Genomic DNA, 17,453 nt, shown 5'->3' on the forward strand with positions numbered 1-17,453 from the left:
CATCATTTGGTAGCGGGTGCGGTAACGACCGGTGCCGCCGCCGGGGGCAGCAGTTTATCCTGTGCTGCGCGCACGATGGTGCCGATGATGATGATCGCCAACGCTACGTTAGTGATTACGAAAAGCACTGGCGCCACATCCGCGATCGCACCGGTCAGGCCACGCGATGACATGCTGATCGCGGTACCCGAAAGCGCTGTCAATCCGAAGGTAAACGCCCAGTAGCTCGGCGCGAACGGCTGCTTCATGATCCATGGCAGCAGACGAACCAGCAGGAAAAACTGCAGCAGGCCGTAACCCCACGCAGCCTGCACAAGCAACTCGGGTAGTCCCTGCGTATTCGCCAGCCATGCCGCCACCGCGACAACGGGGGGCGCCAGTTGGATACCCAGCGTTGGCCGCAACGCGACGGGCAACTCCTGTGCGTGGAATAAGCGATTGACGATGACGGATTCGAGCGCGAGCCAGGTGAAAACACCTGCACCAAAGAACAGGATGCCCCACGATGGAAAGCCGAGCGTTCCGGCAGTAATTGCCGTGATGAAATTGCCAGCGACCGATGGCAGGTAGATCACCGGCGTCACCGTTGTCATCTCACGGCCGCCCTGCAGCATGTCTCCAACCCGCCACACACTGAAAAGCACGTGCCCCACCCCACCGATCACCAGGGCGAGCACGGCAAGCATGTGCGAATGCGGCGCCAGCACCACGCCCATCAGCGCGGTGGTGGCAGGCACCAGGCCGATGAAACAGCACTGCACGGGGTGCCGCGCCTCCTCCACGGCCGCCTCACGGTGGCCCAGCCATTTCATGGCATAACACGTGATCAGCACCGCCCAGACCACGAACGCGGCGGCCATGATGGCCTCGCCGATCGCGGGAGGAAGACCCCACAGGTGGGAGGCGTTACGCCAGTTGCTCCCGAGGCCCACCAGGCCCAGGACCATGCCGAAGAAGGATGCGGGGATGGAGCGGCGGAGCACCATGGGAAGCCTCGTAGGTCGCAAACGCGCCCACTATCTTGGCCTCACCCCGGGGCGTCTTGGCAAATGCCGTTGTCAGTCCCTGGCCCACACGCCCGCGTGCAGCACCCACTTGCCCTTCCGGTTTTCCCAGTAGGGATGCACATAGTGGTAGCCGGGGCGATCGCGTTCCCAGTGGCCGCGGACCGCCTCGTAATCGTGCCCGTTCCAGCCCCAGTAACCATGCGCCCAGACCCAGCCGGCACGGCCCGCCGGGACCTCCTCGACGAGCTCACCCGGCGGCTCATGGGTGACCACCACCAGGGTTTCGTTGCGCGCCAGCCGCGGCTGTGGCGCGCACGCGGCCAGGGTGAGTGCAAGGGCGAGGGCCATCAGGGGCGTGGCGATCGCTGGGTGCATGGGAATCCTCAGGGGGCAAAAGGGGGGAGAGTAGAACGACCCAACGCTTTCCTGGCCATTTCGTTGGCGAGTGAAGGCCCGGCGTTCGGCAGGCATTCATGCCGTCACCCGGCTTCCACGGGCACGCCGGGAGAGTACGCCCATGAAGATCGCGACCTTCAACGTCAACGGGATCACCGCCCGCTTGCCGCACCTCCTGCAGTGGCTGGAGCGCGAACAGCCCGATGTGGCGTGCCTGCAGGAACTGAAGGCACCGGACCGGGGATTCCCCCTTCAGGCTATCCACGATGTGGGCTACGGCGCGATCTGGTCTGGCCAGGCCTCGTGGAACGGCGTCGCCATCCTGTCCCGGGGGGAGGATCCGGTGGAGAGCCGGCGTAGCCTGCCCGGTGATGATAAGGACGTGCATAGCCGGTATATCGAAGCCCTGGCGCACGGTGTGCTCGTGGGCTGCATTTACCTGCCTAACGGCAACCCGAGGCCCGGTTCGAAGTTCGATTACAAGCTGGCGTGGTTCGATCGGCTTATTGCATACGCGAAGCCGCTTTTCGATACGGGTTACCCCATCGTGCTTGCCGGCGATTTCAACGTGGTGCCCACGGATGCGGATATTTACGACCCGAAGAACTGGCGCCGCGATGCCCTGCTCCAGCCCGAATCGCGCGACGCGTATGCGCGCCTGCTCGGCCAGGGCTGGACGGACGCACTGCGTGCCATGCATCCGGACGCCCATATTTACACGTTCTGGGACTACTTCCGCCAACACTGGCCCCGCGACCGCGGGTTGCGGATCGATCACCTGCTGCTTTCCGGGGACCTGGCCAAGCGGCTGAAAAACGCAGGCGTCGATCGCTGGGTCCGCGACCTCCCCAAGGCCAGCGACCATGCGCCGACCTGGGTGGAGCTGCGCGACCCGCCACGGGCGAAGCCCCGGCGGTAGCGCCGCCGCGTGAACGCCGGCGAAGGGCCGTCACAGAACGGCCAAAAAAGCGAAGCAAGGATTCGGCGGGTTTGCTAGATTCGCGGCAACACCCCCGCCAGCACGTCCATGCCCCAAGAGCGCCACGCACGGCTCACCCGCCTCGTCGACCGCAGCAGCAAAGCCAGCGTGGCCCTGGTGGTGCTCCTCACCCTCGCGGGCGTAGCGACGGCCATGGGCCTGCTGGCCACCCAGCGCATCGTTGGCAAGCGCTACGAGGTACTCATCGCCACCCAGGCCATCGGCCAGGATGTCCACGACATGCGGGCAGCGATCGGTGCGTGGGTCCTGCGGGACGACCCCAACGCGTCCTTGAATTGGCACCAGGCGGTGGCTTCCGGCGAAAGCCACTTCGCCACCGTGCAGGCCAGCCTCGGCAGCGACGCCCACGAGAAGGCGCTCGTCACCGCCCTGGGAATCAGCCTGCAACAGCGGGTGGATAGCGCAGCCCCCTTCCTCACGCATTCCGCTGCCCCCGAGCGCCAGCGCCACATCGAGGAATTGATGGGCGCCGACTACCAGTCGCGCAACGATGCCGTCGCCCGCGATGTCACCGCCCTCGCGGCGTACGAGCGAATGCGCCTGCAGCGCGGCCAGTTCCGCCAGGACCTGGTGCTCTCCGTCGCCGGCGTCGTGCTGGTCGCCCTGGTCCTGTGGTCGGTGATCACGCTTCGGCGCGCCCGCTACACCGCGCGCAGCCTCGTGGATGGCTGGCGGGATGCCCTGGACGCGACACAGCGTGGCCGGGCCGAACTCCATGCCTTCACTGACGCGGCCCCGCTCGCGGTATTCCACGTCAATGCGTACGGGGTACCGCAGTGGCAGAACGCACAGGCCAATGCGTGGGTCGGCTCACGGACCGGACGCGACGTGGCCGATTTCATGCGTGAGAACATCGAGGAGGCGGACCGCGAGCGGGTACTCGAGGCATGGCGCCTGCTGGTGACCGAGGGCAAGCGCTTCGAACAGGTGTTCCGCTTTCACGGTACCGACCGGCTCACGGTCTGGGCGCATGCCCATGCGACGCCTGTCGTGGATGGCGGCGCGACCAGCGGCTTCGTGGCCGTTCTCCAGGACATCACCGGTGCGCGCATGTTGCAGGAGGAGCTGGACCATTCACGTAAACGCCTCCGCCGCATGACCGATGCCATCCCGGCGCTCATCGGCCGCCTCGACCAGGATGAGACCTACCGGTTCGTCAACGCCACCTACCGGCAGTGGTTTGGCGATGCCGCACCACGCATTGGCCAGACACTGCGCGAGTTTGTCGGCGAGGCCAACTACCAGCGCCTGGTCCCGATGCTGGCCCGCGTACACCACGGCCAGGCGGTGCGCTTCGAAATGAACCAGATGAAGCTGCACGGCAAGTACTTCACCGGCGATGTCACCTATACGCCCGAATACGACGATGCCGGCGCCTTCCATGGCTTCTACGTGATGGTGACCGACGTCAGCGAGCGCAAGAAGCTCGAGGAGAGCCTTTTCGCCGCGAAGGAACTCGCCCAGGTGACCCTGGATTCGATCGGCGACGCCGTGCTGACCACCGACACGACGGGCACCATCACTTTCCTGAATCAACGGGCTGAATCGCTGCTGCTACGCCCCACGATGCGCGCCCGCGGCATGCCCATCGAATCCGTCGTCCACCTGCGCGACATGCACGACCAGCCGAGCGACAGCTCCCTGCTCCGGGCCATCGCCGAGGAACGCACGGTCGATATGCTCCAGCCGCGTCAGCTACTGCTTGCGGATGGCACGCGCCTGGACATCGAGGATGTCGCTGCACCGATCCGTGATCGCGAAGGGCATGTGGTGGGCGGCGTACTGGTATTGCGCGATGTATCGGTGGCGCGCGCGGTGGCTGACCGCATGCGTCAACTCGCGGAATCGGACACGCTGACGGGGCTGCCGAACCGCCTGGTCTTCGAGGAGCGCCTTAAGGCCGCGCTCGCCCACCTGAAAGCGGCGGATAGCCTGGCGGTGCTTTACATGGACCTCGACGGCTTCAAGGCGGTCAACGACGTCCATGGCCACGCCGCGGGCGATGAGCTCCTGCGCCAGTTCGCCGAGCGCCTGCTCCGCCGCACCCGCAAGGCCGATACCGTCTGCCGCCTGGGCGGCGACGAATTCGTCGCGCTCCTCGCCCCACCGATCTCGCTACGCGAGGCCATGGTGCGCGCGGAAGATTTCATCGACGCCGCCAGCCAGCCTTTCTTCTGGAACGGCCTGCCGCTGCATGTCACCTTGAGCGTCGGCATCTCGACGGCACCGCAGCACGGCGTGGATGCCCTCGCCCTGGTCCGCCGCGCCGACGATGCCCTCTACGAAGCCAAAGCCACCGGCAAAAACAAAGTCGCCGTCCTGTAGGAGCGCGCTGGCGCGCGATCGCGCGTTCCTACAAGAGTGCCAGCGCGGAGCGCTTGCCGGCCTCGAGGATTTCATCCGAGAGCGCACCGTCCTTCGTGGCCCGCGCCATCTGCAGGGCGCCATTGATCAGCGCGTAAAGGGCGATGGCCTTTGCGCGTGCCTCCTCCCTGGGCAGCGCAGGCCATTGCTCAGCCAGCCGGCTGACCAGGGCGTCCATACCCTCGGCGAACGCCTCACGTACCGGCTCGGAGCGCCTGGAGACATCCGCCACCAGCGTGGCGATCGGGCACCCCTGCTGGGGGTTATCCCGATGCCGCGTGGAAAGATAGGACTCGATGTAGGCGGCCGTGTTGCCGCCCTTTTCGATGCGCTCATTGAGGAAGTCCAACCGCTCGGCCATGGCGTAAGCCACGACCTCGCGGGCCAGGTCTTCCTTCGATGTGAAGTGGTTGAAGAACGCGCCATTGGTCAGCCCGGCGCTTTGCATCACGGAGGCAATGCCCTCGCCTTCAAAGCCGCGCTCGCGGAAGTTCTGCGCCGCCACTTCGATGATCCGCTGGCGGGTCTTTTCCTTATGGTCTTTCGCGTATCGCATGATTCACCTCGAAACATCGGCCACCTTGTCGGCAGGCACATCCCAACCACCACCCAGGGCACGGAAGGCGCCCACGGCGGCGCGGGCATCGTCCGTGCGTACGCGCGCGAGCAGGTCGCGTGAAGCCAGCAGCTGGCGGTCTTCGTCCAGCACTTCCAGCAAGCTCACCGCACCGCCCTTGTAGGCATCCTGCGCCGCATCGCGCGCCCGGACGTGCGCCGCCACCTCGTTCTCCAGCACGCCATGCTGGGCCTCGAGTTGGGTCAGCGACACGATGGCGTTCTCCACATCTTCCGTGGCCTTCAACATGGAGCCACGGTACTTCGCCAGTGCCTCGGCGTTCGCACCACGTGCCTCTTTCACATCCGCATCCACCCGGCCGAAATCGAACAGGCGCCAGTGCAGCCCAAGGGCACCCTGCGACTGGAAGGCCGAACCGGTCAGCAACTTCCCGCTATCCAGTGTGGCGAAACCAAGCAGGCCCGACAACGATACCTGCGGATAGTACTGCGCCAGCGCGACGCCGATACGTGCATTGCTGGACGCCAGTTCCCGCTCTGCCGCGATGACATCAGGCCGGCGGCGCAGCAGCGATGCCGGGCCACCGGCGCCATCCACGGTGGGAATGTGGAACGGCTTCTGCGACGAGGCGATCTCTTTGGCGTACGTCCCGGGCGCGGCTCCCATCAATACATCGAGCCGGTTGAGCTGCGTATCCAGCTCGGCCTGCAGCGGGGGCACCGTACCCTGCGCCTGTAGCAGCAGCGCTTCGGCCTGGGCCGACTCGCGCTCCGTGCCCAAACCATTCTGCTGGCGCAGGTGCACCAGGTCGACCAGGCCCTGCTCGTTGCGGATCTGCTCGTTCGCGATAGCGATGCGCGCCTGCGCGCCACGCACGCGGAAGTACGCATCCGCGGCTTCAGCGACCAGGGTGATGCGCACACCAGCGTGCGTGGCCTCGGCGGCCTGCCAGGCGGCATTCGCCGCTTCGTCACCGCGGCGCAGGCCACCGGCGAGATCGAGTTCCCAGCTCGCACCTACACCAAGGTCTTCGTACGTCTGGTTCCGCTCATAGCCAGGCTGCGGGCTGGCCAGCTTGCCCAGCGGGCTGCGCTCCGACTGGCGTAGGCGTGCGGCGTTCGCATCCAGGCTGCCCTGGGGTAAGCGATCGGCGTGCGCGTACTGCGCCGCCGCGCTGGCCTGCTGGACACGCGCCGCGGAGGCCGCAAGGTCCAGGTTCTGATCGAGCACCCGCGCAACGATCGTGCTGAGTTCGGGATCGTCGAACCCGTTCCACCACGTCTCCAGCGCAGGAGCCGGGGCTTCGGCCACCCGCTGGTCGAGGGCGGCCTGCTCGTGCCATGCAGATGCGGCCGGCAAGCTGGGCTTCACGTAATCCGGGCCAACCGTGCAACCGGCCAGCACCAGGGGGAGAATCAAGGGGAGCAGTTTAGTGCGCATCGGCGGAAGGACCTTTAGGAGGCTGCACCTTGCGCATCAGCGGCACCATGGCCGTGGCAAGCACAAAGCACAACATGATGGAAAAGAAAGCGTCGCTGTAAGTCATGGTCTGCGCTTCCCGGTAAGTGAGCTGCCAGAGCTCGCGCAGTGCGACCTGAGAGGTCTGCGCGGCACCGTCCAGGCCGGTGAGCAGGCTGTTCATCGCCTCGTTCGCCGGCGTCAGGTGCTCGGCAAGGCGCTGGAAATGCAGGTTGGTACGGTCATTGAGGATCGTGGCGCACGCGGCGATACCGATGGCACCCCCGAGGTTACGCATGGTGTTGAACAGCCCCGACGCATGACGCAGGCGTGCCGGCGGCAACCCGCCGAGGGTGAGCGTGACGACCGGGGGGACCGCCAGTTGCTGCGCCGCGCCGCGCAGCGCTTGCGGCAGCAACAGTTCGGTACCGCTCCAGTCGTGCGTGATGGGCGTGAACTCGAACATGGAGATGGCAAACAACGCCATGCCCACCATCATCAGCCAGCGCAGGTCCACCCGATTCGCCAGGAACGTGTACACCGGGATCGTGAGGATCTGGAAAACACCCGTCGAAAACACCGCCTTGCCGATCTGGAACGCGCTATAGCCTTCCACCCGGCCGAGGAATAAGGGCGTCAGGTAGATCGTTGCAAACAGGCCGATGCCCGTGACGAACGAAAAGAACGATCCAAGGGCGAAATTGCGGTCCTTCAGCGCGCGCAGGTCCACCACCGGGTGTTCTGCCGTCAGCTCTCGCCACACGAACAGCACGCCGGCAATCGCTGCCGTCCACGCGGTAGTCCGGATGACGCTGTCTTCCATCCAGTTCCAGCGCGGGCCTTCTTCCAGCGTGTACTCAAGGCAGCCCAGGAACAGCGCGATCAGGACGATGCCAGCCCAGTCACCCAGCTTCAGAAGGCCAAGGTCAGGCTCGTCGATCTTCACCAGTGCCGGTACCGCCACGGTCACGAAGATGCCCGGCACGAGGTTGATGAAGAACAGCCAGTGCCATGAGTAGTTATCCGTAATCCAGCCACCCAGGGTCGGCCCCATTGTCGGGGCGAGCGAGGCCAGCGCACCAATCGTCGCGGCGGCGATGACACGCTGCTTGCCTTCGAAGAACACGAACGCCGTGGTGAACACCATCGGGATCATGGAGCCGCCAATGAAACCCTGCGCGGCGCGGAACACGATCATGCTCTGGATATCCCCGGCGATACCGCACAGCAGGCTGGTCACCGTGAAGCCCGCCGCCGAGACGGCGAACAACCAGCGCGTCGAGAACACGCGGGAAAGCCAGCCGGACAGGGGGATGACCACGATCTCCGCGATGAGGTAACTGGTTTGCACCCAGGCGGTATCGTCCGCGCCGGCCGACAGGCCACCGCCGATATCACGCAGTGATGCCGAAACGATCTGGATATCCAGCAGGGCGATGAACATGCCCACGCACATGCTGGCGAAGGCAAAGATCTTCTGGCCCGGGGTGAGGTGGGCGACGGGGCTCATGGCGCGTTGGTATCAACGGTCGCCGTGACGGAAAGGCCTGGACGCAACAGGCCCAGGTCGCCGTCCTTGCCATCCAGCACGACCCGCACCGGCACGCGCTGGACGATTTTGGTGAAGTTGCCCGTGGCGTTCTCCGGCGGCAGCACGCTGAACTGCGCACCCGTGGCGGGTGCGAGCGAGGCGATGTGGCCACGGAACGGATGGTCGGGCATCACGTCGGCACGCACGTCGACGCCCTGCCCGACTTTCATGCGGGCGAGCTGGTCTTCCTTGAAGTTCGCATCCACCCACAGACCGTGGGCGGGCACGACGGCCAGCATCGGGCTGCCGGCCGAAACAAACGCGCCGACCCGTGCACGACGGTTGCCGATCGTGCCATCCACGGGCGCACGCACCTCGGTGTAGGACAGATCGAGGTGCGCGCTATCGGCCTGGGCCTTCGCCTGGGCCAGCGCCGCTTCGGCCTGGTGCTTCTGGGTATCGATCACGTCAAGCTGGCGGCGCGCCGCCTCAACGGCAGCGCTTGCCTTCTGGCGGTCGGCGTCGGCGGTTTGTGCCACGGCGCGTGCACGCTGGGCAGCTTCCACCGAGACGGCGGAACGGCTGACCAGGTCGCCGTAGCGGGTATCGTCCAGCCGCGCACGGTTGGCCTCGGCATCGGCGCCCGCCTTGCTGGCTTCGGCCTGGTGGATGACGCTTTGCTGCAAGGCCGCGACGGCATCGAGGTTGCGCAGCGTGGCTTCCTGGGCCTCAACGGCGGCGTCGGCCTTGGCGGCGGCAGCCCGGTAGTCGCGGTCATCGATACGGATGAGCAGGTCGCCTTTATGGACGGCCTGGTTATCGGTCACGGCGACGGTCTGGATGTAGCCGGGGACTTTCGAGCCGATCACCGTAACGTCGCCGCCGACATAGGCGTCGTCGGTGTCCTGGATGAAACGGCCGGTGGTCCACCAGTGGGCGCCGTAGGCGAGGACGCCCACCAGGACGACCGCCCCCGCCGCGAGCTTGAGGGGTTTGGTGCGCCGGACCGGCGCGGCGGGTGAATCGATGACAGCGGACACGGGCGTACCCTTCAGCAGTTGAATTATGCTCGTACTTTTATGACCGCACCGATGGGGATTCAAGGGGGTCGATGAAAAATAGTTTCACCCGGGCGTAATGACCGTACCGAGCGCCGCGCCCCTAGGTGACACCAAAAAAAAGCGCCGACCCGGCTGATGGACCGGACGGCGCTGGACCTGGCGATGGGGGATTCCGGGGGGACGCCAGGCAACCTCATCGTGCCCGCTGACCTGCGCGCCGAAGCGTGACGGGCGTCTCGCTTTCCCTGCCCCACCGTTTATTCATATCGGTCGTAGCGTGCCATCAGTCACGGCAACCACTTCATGCGCGCGTGCATCCCACCCGCTTACGCCACCACTGTAAGGATGCACCATGACGTACCGCTGGATCCTGCTATCCCTGCTCGCCCTTGCCCCACTTGCCGCCACGGCCGCGCAGGAGAAGCCCACCATGATGTTCCTGGGCTCGGGCCACCTCGCCAACCACAATCGCGACATCGCCAATACCCACGTCGAGGACATCCTCGTGGCCAAGCGGCAGGCCGAGATCGAGAGCGTCGTTAACCAGCTCGCCGCGTGGAAACCTACGCACGTCGCCGTCGAATACCCTCACGCCAGGCAAGCCCAGCTGGATGAGCGCTACGCCGCCTATCGCGCCGGCACGTACAAGCTAACCGCAGACGAAGTCGATCAGATCGGGCTGCGCCTGGCCCGCAAGCTCGGGCTGCCACGCGTCGATGCCGTGGACTGGAACGAGAACGCGCCCGGACAGGATGCCGATTACGACTGGATGGCCTGGGCGAAAGCGAACGGCAAGGGTGAGCTGCTCGACAAGACCGTCAACCATTGGAAGGCCATGGCAGTCAGGGAAACGGATTACCTGAAGGACCACTCGATCCTGCAGTGGTACCAGCTATGGAACGACCCGGAGCGGATGCACGAGGATGAATCCGGCTACTTCGACATGGCCCTGTTCGGCAACGACACCAACAACCCCGGTGCGGCCTGGGTCGGCCAGTGGTACGCCCGCAACCTGCGCATCTTTACCCACATCCGGGAACTCGCCACGAAGCCGGGCGATCGCATCCTTGTGATCTACGGCGCCGGCCACGGTCCCTACCTGCGCAAGGACGCCACCGAGTCAGGCATTTTTGAACTGACGGATACCTATGCGTACTTGAAAGCCATGCATCCGTGACGATCAGGCAAAGGTGCTTTTCCGCGCGAGGTATCACAGCGGCCGTGGCGTGGCCCCAGAGATAGCTGCAGGCGGCTCACGTCGAGCCGACCATGCCATCCAGGAAAACGCCATGAGCAAGCTGAAAGATAAAGTCGCCATCGTCACGGGCGCATCGAAGGGCATTGGTGCCGGTATCGCGAAGTCGCTGGCCGCCGAGGGCGCCAGCGTCGTCGTGAACTATGCCTCGAGCAAGGAAGGGGCCGAGAAGATCGTCGCGGAGATCACGGCCGCCGGCGGCAAGGCGATCGCGGTCGGCGCGGATGTCTCGAAGGAAGCGGATGCCGGCAAGCTGGTCGCCGCGGCCGTCGATACGTTTGGCCGCCTGGACATCGTCGTGAACAACTCGGGCGTCTACGAGTTCGCGTCAGTAGAGAACACCACCGAGGCGCTGTTCCGCCGCATGTTCGATATCAATGTGCTCGGCCCCCTGCTGGTCACGCGCGCCGCCTCCGCTCACCTGGGCAAGGGCGGTAGCGTGATCAACATCGGTTCGGGCGTGACCCAGCTGGTCCCGGCGGAGACCGCGATCTACACCGGGACCAAGGGCGCGCTCGACGCCATTACGGGCGTGCTTTCGCGCGAGCTGGGCCCGCGTGGCATTCGCGTCAACTCGGTGAACCCCGGCATGGTGGAAACCGAAGGCACGCACAGCGCCGGTTTCGTCGGTTCGGATTTCCAGGCCTGGGCCGAAGGCCAGACGCCGCTGGGCCGCATCGGCCAGGTGGGTGATATCGCCCCAGTCGTGACCTTCCTCGCATCGGATGATGCGGGCTGGGTGACGGGCGAGAAGATTCTCGCTACCGGCGGCATGCGTTAAGCGGTAAAGGCATCGCGTGCAAGCACGCTCCTACAGGGCTTCCTTGCAGGAGCGCGCTTGCGCGCGATTCGTCCGGCCTTCGATCCAGCGGCTTAACCGCCTTCCTCGCACTTATCGTTCTCGCAGGCAAAATCCACCTGCAACCCGCGGCCGACGACGACATTGATGTTCTTGCGCGTATCAACCGCCTGACCGTCTTTCTCGAGCGTCACGCTATAGCTGCCCATGGGCAGCGGAGTCAGCGTGTATCGGCCGCGACCGTTGATCACGGCATGGCGCTGCGCACCGGTAGCGCTTGTCGCCGTCACAGATCCCCCGGCCGGGCCATGGCCAAAGATGCTACCGGCGGTACCCTGGGCGCCGGCGACGGACGCGGCAACGGCCAGCAGGCCCACGAACATAAAACGCACTTTCACAAGCAACTCCCCCTCTCATTGGTTTCGTTCGGATGCTACCCAGCAGGCCCGTACTGCGGGGATGTGTTTTGTACACCACTTTGTTGCGCAAGTGACACGCTAAGGCGATTGCAGGGCCGGCGTGGTCTTCTCGAGGATCTTCATCGACTCGGCGTTAGCACGTTCCCACGCCTTGAGTTCTTCCGGTGTGCGCGGCGTGCTGTCCCTCTCGGGCGCACGTCCCACCGTCTGTGTTGCGGCTGCCGGCGGCATGGACGTTGCCGCGACAGGTGCGGCAGCCCATGGGGTCGCGCGTGTGGTCGAACGTTCAGCCGCAGGAGTCGCATGCTTCGGCGGCAACGTCGCCTTGCGTACGAGGTGCGCGTAGACAAAAAGACTCGCGACCGTCGCGGCGATCGCTACGGCGAACATCGCCGCATCCCGACGGCGAGCCTGACGCACCTGGGCAGGCCGCCGAAACGGGCCGCCCGCGGGCGATGACACCCTGGCGAGGCCCGTGGCCTGCAAGGCCGCTTCGTCAACGGGCCCGATCATGGCGCGAACGGCGGCACCATCGACCAGCGTGATGCCCGGGAATCGTGACGCCGAATCGATCGCGGCGCGGGTGAACTCGCCTGATGTCACCAGGATGGCGCCTGTGGCGCCGGCTGTGTGCATGACGCCGATGAGTTCATGCACAGGATTATGTGGGACTTGCAATGCATTCCAGTGCTTGCACTGCACGACGATGAACTGGCCATCCCTGAAGAGCTTCAGGTCCACGCCGCCGTCGGTCCGCGCGAATCCACTCCCCGTACCGCTGTGCTCCACGCGGTAACCCTGGCTCGCGTAATAGTCGCCGACGCGGCGTTCGAAGTCGGCCCATCCTACCCGGCTGAGGGCGTCGTCCCATCTCTCGCTGACACGCTTGGTGTAGCGGCTCATGCGGCGCACCCGGCGCACGCGACATCCCTCTGGCACCTGCTGGCACCCTGGCAACATTCCATGCTGGCTCCCCTTGCCGGGTGGCGGCCCCCTTGGCCGGCTGCCGGACGGACCGATGGTATGCGTGTGGCGGACGCTTGGGTAGGGGTGGCCTCAGCCCGGCGAGCTGCCAGGGAAGAGCGACGCACCCATATGGTCGATGAATGCCCGCAATCGTGGTGGCATGTGGCGGCTGGATGGCCATACGGCGCGGAAATCGATGTGGCGAACGGGCCATTACGTCGAACCGGTGCACCTCCCTGCCCGATTGGGCTATGAGAGCGCAGGCGTGGTCGATGTTCGTTTACGGCGCCCTGGCTGACGATGTCACACCACTGCCATTGCTGGATGTGATTCCCCGCGAACCGATCATTCGTGGCTACAACCTTTTCGCGACCACCACGAACCCGGAGCGCCAGGCCGCCGCCGTGGGCTTCATCAGCGCCGGCCTCACCAGCGGCCAGCTGAAGCCACGCATCGCACGGACGTTTACCTTCGACAACATCATCGAAGCGCACCGTTACCTCGAAAAGAACGAGCACATCGGCCGGATCGTCGTCACGGTGTAATGGCGTCTCCCGGAAAGCGGTCGCCGAACATGGGCAGGCCGCTCCGCGACCCGAGCAGCCGACAGGCGCGCAGAGACCTCGCTCACGGGCATCTGTAGGCCGATATCGACCGAAGCGTAGGACGCTGGTTTTTCGTATTGCTTGCCTTGGGAACCTCGCCAGAATGATATCCCTTGGTCAGCAAGGGATATCCGCGACATGAGCGAAAGCTGGGTTGGCTGGATGCTTGGAAACATAGCGGCGCCACTACTCGCACCACTGGTGATCGTCGGCATCGTCTGCGGCTTTTCGAACGACGAGCACAAGGAAAAACTTTCCCCCTTCCTCACAGTAAAGGATGGGCAGCTTGCCTGGGTGGCCTTGGCATTTTCTGTATCGGCGCTCTATGAACGCGACGAGATGCTGCGGATCTACCGGCATGAAAGCTCGGGCGTGGCGCTGACTATTACGGTTGCGGCCATGCTGCTGGCTTGCCTCATTCCGCTGTGCGGTCTCCTGTTCCCTGCCGACAAGTTGTCCGTTCGTCTCAACCCCAGCCAGTGGTTAATCCATTACAAGATCTTTGTAGGCTCAGCGGTTGCGGCGATCGGCACCGGCGTTAGCTATACGGGCATACATTTCGGCTGGCTTTACTAAGAGGACTCCATGAACACACCGCAAGTCACGACCCAACCCACGCCCTCACAAATGCCCAACTGGCTGTTTGGCATCTACCTAGGGTTCGGCATTGTCAGCCTGCTGCTCAACCTGGCGTTCTTCATCGCCAATAAGGTGCTCAGGTGACTGTTTTCATTAGCTAAATCGAGAACCCCTGCCTTTCCACGGCCCGTGAACATCAGGCGCATTTTTTGCAGGAAACCTCCCCCCGGCCTTTGTAGGATCGTGGTAAGTTCATTCAAGGGTGAGCCAGGCCTCCCGGGCCACCCTTGAGGAACGCAAGCCAGTGGCCGCCCCCTGGGGGCGGTGGTCCAGCCAGGTTTCCTACGGAGTTCTTGCGATGGCACTCACCCGCCGCGAGTTCATAAAACTGACAGGCATGGGGCTCGCTGCGTCGAGCCTCGGCATGATCGGCTTCGGGGCATCGGGGGTAGCGCAAGCCGCCGCCGTCCGCCCCTTCAAGCTCACCCACGCCACCGAGACCCGCAACACCTGCACCTACTGCTCGGTGGCCTGCGGCATCCTCATTTACAGCATGGGCGACAAGGCGAAAAACGCCAAATCGAACATCATCCATATCGAGGGGGATCCGGATCATCCGGTCAACCGCGGCACCCTGTGCCCCAAGGGCTCGGCCCTGCTCGATATCGTCCACGCCCCTACCCGCCTCAAGGCACCGCGCTACCGCAAGCCCGGCGGCACGGAGTTCGAGGAGGTGTCGTGGGACTTCGCCCTGGATCGCATCGCCAGGCTGATGAAGGACGACCGCGACAAGAATTTCATCACGACCAATGCCGCGGGTACCACCGTGAACCGGTGGACCAGCCTGGGCATGCTCGCGGCATCCGCGTCATCCAATGAAACGGCCTGGCTCACGTGGAAGGTCGCCCGCTCCCTTGGCATGGTGGTGTTCGACAACCAGGCGCGCGTCTGACACGGACCGACGGTGGCCAGTCTGGCCCCATCATTCGGTCGCGGTGCGATGACCAACACCTGGCAGGACATCAAGAACGCCAATGTCGTGATCGTCATGGGTGGCAATGCCGCCGAGGCGCATCCGTGCGGCTTCAAGTGGGTGATCGAAGCGAAGATCGAGAACGGTGCCAAGCTCATCGTGGTCGACCCGCGCTTTACGCGCACGGCCTCCGTGGCCGATTACTACGCCCCCATCCGCCCGGGTACCGATATCGCGTTCCTTAGCGGGTTGATGAATTACCTGCTTACCCACGACAAGATCCAGCATCAGTACGTCAAGAGCTATACCAACGCCAGCCTGCTCGTGCAGGACGGCTTCACGTTCCAGGAAGGCCTGTTCAGCGGCTACAACGACCAGACCCACAGCTACGACAAGACAACCTGGGACTACGAGCTGGATGAAAACGGGTTCGCGAAGGCCGACGATACGTGGCAGGACCCGCGCTGCGTCATCAACCTGCTGAAGCAGCACGTATCCCGCTACACGCCGGAGATGGTGTCGCGTATCTGCGGCACGCCACAAGACAAGTTCCTGCATATCTGCGAGCTCATCGCCAGCACGTCCGCGCCCGACAAGGCCATGACCAGCCTGTTCGCCCTCGGCTGGACCCAGCACACCGTCGGTGCGCAGAACATCCGCTCCATGGCGATGGTGCAGCTGCTGCTGGGCAATATCGGCGTGGCGGGCGGCGGCATGAACGCCTTGCGCGGCCATTCCAATATCCAGGGCCTGACCGATATCGGGTTGCTCTCGAACCAAATGCCGGGCTACCTCACGCTGCCTAACGAGAAGGAAACCAGCTTCGACGAGTACATGAAGACGAAGCAGTTCAAACCGCTTCGTCCGGGGCAGACCAGCTATTACCAGAACACGAAGAAATTCGTGGTCAGCTTCCAGAAGGCGCTGTTTGGCGACGCCGCCACCGCGGAGACGAACTGGGGCTACGACATGCTGCCCAAGCTCGATGTCCCGCTGTACGACATCATCAAGGCGTTCGAGATGATGAACAACGGGCAGCTAACCGGCTACATCTGCCAGGGCTTCAACCCGCTGCAGGCGTTCCCCGACCGCGGCAAGATCCGCGCCGGGCTCAGCAAGCTCAAGTTCCTGGTCACGATGGACCCGCTGGATACCGAGACGTCTCGCTTCTGGCAGGATTTCGGGCCCCAGAACCCGGCGAAGCCCCACGAGATCCAGACCGAAGTGTTCCAGCTCCCGGTCACCTGCTTCGCCGAGGAGAACGGTTCGCTGGTCAACTCGTCGCGCTGGCTGCAGTGGCACTGGAAGGCGGCGGATCCGCCGGGCATCGCCAAGTCCGATATCTGGATCATGACCGGTTTGTTCCAGCGCTTGCGCGAGCTGTACCGCAAGGAAGGCGGTGCATTCCCGGACGCACTGCTCAACGTCACCTGGAAATACACCGACCCCTGGGAGCCCGATCCGGAAGAGCTGGCGAAGGAGATGAACGGCCGCTACCTCGCCGACGTGACCGACCCGGTAACCAACGTGACCGCCAAGGCCGGCACGCTGCTGGATGGTTTCGGCCAGCTCCGCGACGACGGCAGCACAGCCTCCGGCTGCTGGATCTTCGCCGGCTCCTTCACCGAGAAAGGCAACCAGATGGCCCGCCGCGATGCGACCGATCCGCGCGAACAAGGTATCGCGCCGAACTGGGCGTGGGCGTGGCCGGCCAACCGGCGCATCCTTTACAACCGCGCCAGCGCGGATCCGGATGGCAAGCCGTGGAATCCAAAGAAGCCGGTCGTGGAATGGAACGGCACGAAGTGGGTGGGCATTGATGTGCCCGACTATGTCGTGACACAGAAGCCTTCCGCGAACGATGGCCCGTTCATCATGAACGTCGAAGGCCAGGCCCGGCTGTTTGCGCGTAACCTCATGGCGGAGGGCCCGTTCCCCGAGCACTACGAACCCATGGAGTCGCCGGTGGAAAACGTCCTGCACCCGAAGGTGCGGGCGAACCCCGTGGCACGCGTGTTCGACCACGACCGCCAGAACTTCGGCAGCGCAAAGGATTTCCCCTTCGTGGCCACGACGTATCGCCTCACCGAGCACTTCCACTTCTGGACCAAGCACGCCCTCATCAACGCCATCCTCCAACCGGAGGAGTTCGTGGAGATCGGTGAGGTGCTGGCGAAGGAGAAAGGTATCGACCAGGGCGGCTGGGTAAAGGTCTCTTCCAAGCGCGGCGAAGTCATCTGCAAGGCCTATGTCACCAAGCGCATCAAACCGCTCATGGTGGATGGCAAGGCCACGCACGTCATTGGCGTCCCGTTGCATTGGGGCTTTACGGGCCAGGCCAGGAAGGGTTACGGCGCCAATACGCTCACGCCTTCGGTAGGCGATGCCAACACGCAGACGCCGGAGTTCAAGGCGTTCCTGGTCAACGTCGAAAAGACGTCGGCACCCACGGCCTGAGGCGAA

17 protein-coding genes are annotated in these 17,453 nt (G+C 64.5%); 9 read left to right on the forward strand and 8 right to left on the reverse strand.

Annotated elements, in window-relative coordinates; all coding sequences use genetic code 11:
• Positions 1-2 precede the first annotated feature (2 nt).
• Positions 3-986 (reverse strand): dicarboxylate transporter/tellurite-resistance protein TehA, encoded by a 984-nt coding sequence (gene tehA, locus L2Y97_RS11675; protein WP_247426519.1) that lies wholly within the window; start codon positions 984-986, stop codon positions 3-5.
• Between the two features lie 72 nt (positions 987-1,058).
• Positions 1,059-1,382 carry a hypothetical protein gene (locus L2Y97_RS11680; protein WP_247426522.1) on the reverse strand — a complete coding sequence of 108 codons (324 nt, stop codon included), beginning with the start codon at positions 1,380-1,382 and terminating at the stop codon, positions 1,059-1,061.
• Between the two features lie 142 nt (positions 1,383-1,524).
• Here L2Y97_RS11680 and xth point away from each other — a divergent pair, with 142 nt between their 5' ends.
• Together xth and L2Y97_RS11690 are read left to right on the forward strand one after the other, a co-directional pair.
• Complete coding sequence (xth, locus tag L2Y97_RS11685) at positions 1,525-2,322, forward strand: exodeoxyribonuclease III (protein ID WP_247426525.1); 798 nt, start codon at positions 1,525-1,527, stop codon at positions 2,320-2,322.
• A gap of 108 nt (positions 2,323-2,430) precedes the next feature.
• On the forward strand, positions 2,431-4,728 hold the full coding sequence (locus tag L2Y97_RS11690) for a sensor domain-containing protein (RefSeq protein ID WP_247426527.1): 2,298 nt from the start codon (positions 2,431-2,433) through the stop codon (positions 4,726-4,728).
• 28 nt (positions 4,729-4,756) lie between these two features.
• Here the strand turns inward: L2Y97_RS11690 and L2Y97_RS11695 are convergent, their stop codons facing one another.
• Genes L2Y97_RS11695 through L2Y97_RS11710 form a run of 4 tightly spaced genes read right to left on the reverse strand, consistent with a single transcriptional unit; the run spans position 4,757 to position 9,373 of the window.
• Positions 4,757-5,323: a TetR/AcrR family transcriptional regulator gene (locus L2Y97_RS11695; RefSeq protein ID WP_247426530.1), complete on the reverse strand. Its 567-nt coding sequence runs from the start codon at positions 5,321-5,323 to the stop codon at positions 4,757-4,759.
• A gap of 3 nt (positions 5,324-5,326) precedes the next feature.
• Positions 5,327-6,784 (reverse strand): efflux transporter outer membrane subunit, encoded by a 1,458-nt coding sequence (locus tag L2Y97_RS11700; RefSeq protein WP_247426533.1) that lies wholly within the window; start codon positions 6,782-6,784, stop codon positions 5,327-5,329.
• Positions 6,774-8,312: a DHA2 family efflux MFS transporter permease subunit gene (locus L2Y97_RS11705; RefSeq protein WP_247426536.1), complete on the reverse strand. Its 1,539-nt coding sequence runs from the start codon at positions 8,310-8,312 to the stop codon at positions 6,774-6,776. The genes L2Y97_RS11700 and L2Y97_RS11705 overlap by 11 nt, the downstream gene beginning before the upstream one ends.
• Positions 8,309-9,373 carry an HlyD family secretion protein gene (locus L2Y97_RS11710; RefSeq protein ID WP_247426539.1) on the reverse strand — a complete coding sequence of 355 codons (1,065 nt, stop codon included), beginning with the start codon at positions 9,371-9,373 and terminating at the stop codon, positions 8,309-8,311. Before L2Y97_RS11710 ends, L2Y97_RS11705 begins: the two co-directional genes overlap by 4 nt.
• A gap of 373 nt (positions 9,374-9,746) precedes the next feature.
• Here L2Y97_RS11710 and L2Y97_RS11715 point away from each other — a divergent pair, with 373 nt between their 5' ends.
• Positions 9,747-10,571: a DUF5694 domain-containing protein gene (locus L2Y97_RS11715; protein ID WP_247426541.1), complete on the forward strand. Its 825-nt coding sequence runs from the start codon at positions 9,747-9,749 to the stop codon at positions 10,569-10,571.
• A 112-nt stretch (positions 10,572-10,683) separates the two neighbouring features.
• Positions 10,684-11,430 (forward strand): glucose 1-dehydrogenase, encoded by a 747-nt coding sequence (locus L2Y97_RS11720; protein WP_247426542.1) that lies wholly within the window; start codon positions 10,684-10,686, stop codon positions 11,428-11,430.
• A gap of 92 nt (positions 11,431-11,522) precedes the next feature.
• On the opposite strand, the gene L2Y97_RS11725 is transcribed toward L2Y97_RS11720, so the two are convergent.
• Both L2Y97_RS11725 and L2Y97_RS11730 read right to left on the reverse strand, forming a co-directional pair.
• A complete protein-coding gene (locus L2Y97_RS11725) occupies positions 11,523-11,846 on the reverse strand; it encodes a carboxypeptidase-like regulatory domain-containing protein (RefSeq protein ID WP_247426545.1) in 324 nt (107 codons plus the stop codon).
• Positions 11,847-11,945: 99 nt separating this feature from the next.
• The gene (locus tag L2Y97_RS11730; protein ID WP_247426548.1) at positions 11,946-12,770 is read right to left on the reverse strand and encodes a restriction endonuclease; all 825 of its coding nucleotides are present in this window, start codon (positions 12,768-12,770) and stop codon (positions 11,946-11,948) included.
• A 335-nt stretch (positions 12,771-13,105) separates the two neighbouring features.
• On the opposite strand from L2Y97_RS11730, the gene L2Y97_RS11735 reads away from it, so the two are divergent.
• The 5 genes from L2Y97_RS11735 (at position 13,106) to fdnG (ending at position 17,447) form a co-directional block, all read left to right on the forward strand.
• A complete protein-coding gene (locus L2Y97_RS11735; RefSeq protein WP_247426551.1) occupies positions 13,106-13,378 on the forward strand; it encodes a zinc-binding dehydrogenase in 273 nt (90 codons plus the stop codon).
• 198 nt (positions 13,379-13,576) lie between these two features.
• Positions 13,577-14,014, forward strand: coding sequence for a hypothetical protein (locus L2Y97_RS11740; protein WP_247426554.1), 438 nt, complete (start codon positions 13,577-13,579; stop codon positions 14,012-14,014).
• A gap of 9 nt (positions 14,015-14,023) precedes the next feature.
• Positions 14,024-14,161, forward strand: a complete 138-nt coding sequence (locus tag L2Y97_RS11745; RefSeq protein ID WP_247426556.1) for a hypothetical protein — start codon at positions 14,024-14,026, stop codon at positions 14,159-14,161.
• A 214-nt stretch (positions 14,162-14,375) separates the two neighbouring features.
• Entirely contained in the window at positions 14,376-14,969 is a 594-nt protein-coding gene (locus L2Y97_RS22610; protein ID WP_247426558.1) for a hypothetical protein, read from the forward strand.
• A 12-nt stretch (positions 14,970-14,981) separates the two neighbouring features.
• The gene (gene fdnG, locus L2Y97_RS11755; RefSeq protein ID WP_247426561.1) at positions 14,982-17,447 is read left to right on the forward strand and encodes a formate dehydrogenase-N subunit alpha; all 2,466 of its coding nucleotides are present in this window, start codon (positions 14,982-14,984) and stop codon (positions 17,445-17,447) included.
• Positions 17,448-17,453 lie beyond the last annotated feature (6 nt).

It is taken from the genome of Luteibacter aegosomatissinici (genome assembly GCF_023078495.1).
In the GTDB taxonomy this organism is placed as follows: domain Bacteria; phylum Pseudomonadota; class Gammaproteobacteria; order Xanthomonadales; family Rhodanobacteraceae; genus Luteibacter; species Luteibacter aegosomatissinici.

Coding starts and splice junctions, on each gene's coding strand:
- tehA (WP_247426519.1), bottom strand. CDS start 986: ATGGTGCTCCGCCGCTCCATCCCCGCATCCTTCTTCGGCATGGTCCTG.
- L2Y97_RS11680 (WP_247426522.1), bottom strand. CDS start 1,382: ATGCACCCAGCGATCGCCACGCCCCTGATGGCCCTCGCCCTTGCACTC.
- xth (WP_247426525.1), top strand. CDS start 1,525: ATGAAGATCGCGACCTTCAACGTCAACGGGATCACCGCCCGCTTGCCG.
- L2Y97_RS11690 (WP_247426527.1), top strand. CDS start 2,431: ATGCCCCAAGAGCGCCACGCACGGCTCACCCGCCTCGTCGACCGCAGC.
- L2Y97_RS11695 (WP_247426530.1), bottom strand. CDS start 5,323: ATGCGATACGCGAAAGACCATAAGGAAAAGACCCGCCAGCGGATCATC.
- L2Y97_RS11700 (WP_247426533.1), bottom strand. CDS start 6,784: ATGCGCACTAAACTGCTCCCCTTGATTCTCCCCCTGGTGCTGGCCGGT.
- L2Y97_RS11705 (WP_247426536.1), bottom strand. CDS start 8,312: ATGAGCCCCGTCGCCCACCTCACCCCGGGCCAGAAGATCTTTGCCTTC.
- L2Y97_RS11715 (WP_247426541.1), top strand. CDS start 9,747: ATGACGTACCGCTGGATCCTGCTATCCCTGCTCGCCCTTGCCCCACTT.
- L2Y97_RS11720 (WP_247426542.1), top strand. CDS start 10,684: ATGAGCAAGCTGAAAGATAAAGTCGCCATCGTCACGGGCGCATCGAAG.
- L2Y97_RS11730 (WP_247426548.1), bottom strand. CDS start 12,770: ATGAGCCGCTACACCAAGCGTGTCAGCGAGAGATGGGACGACGCCCTC.
- L2Y97_RS11735 (WP_247426551.1), top strand. CDS start 13,106: ATGTTCGTTTACGGCGCCCTGGCTGACGATGTCACACCACTGCCATTG.
- L2Y97_RS11740 (WP_247426554.1), top strand. CDS start 13,577: ATGAGCGAAAGCTGGGTTGGCTGGATGCTTGGAAACATAGCGGCGCCA.
- L2Y97_RS11745 (WP_247426556.1), top strand. CDS start 14,024: ATGAACACACCGCAAGTCACGACCCAACCCACGCCCTCACAAATGCCC.
- L2Y97_RS22610 (WP_247426558.1), top strand. CDS start 14,376: ATGGCACTCACCCGCCGCGAGTTCATAAAACTGACAGGCATGGGGCTC.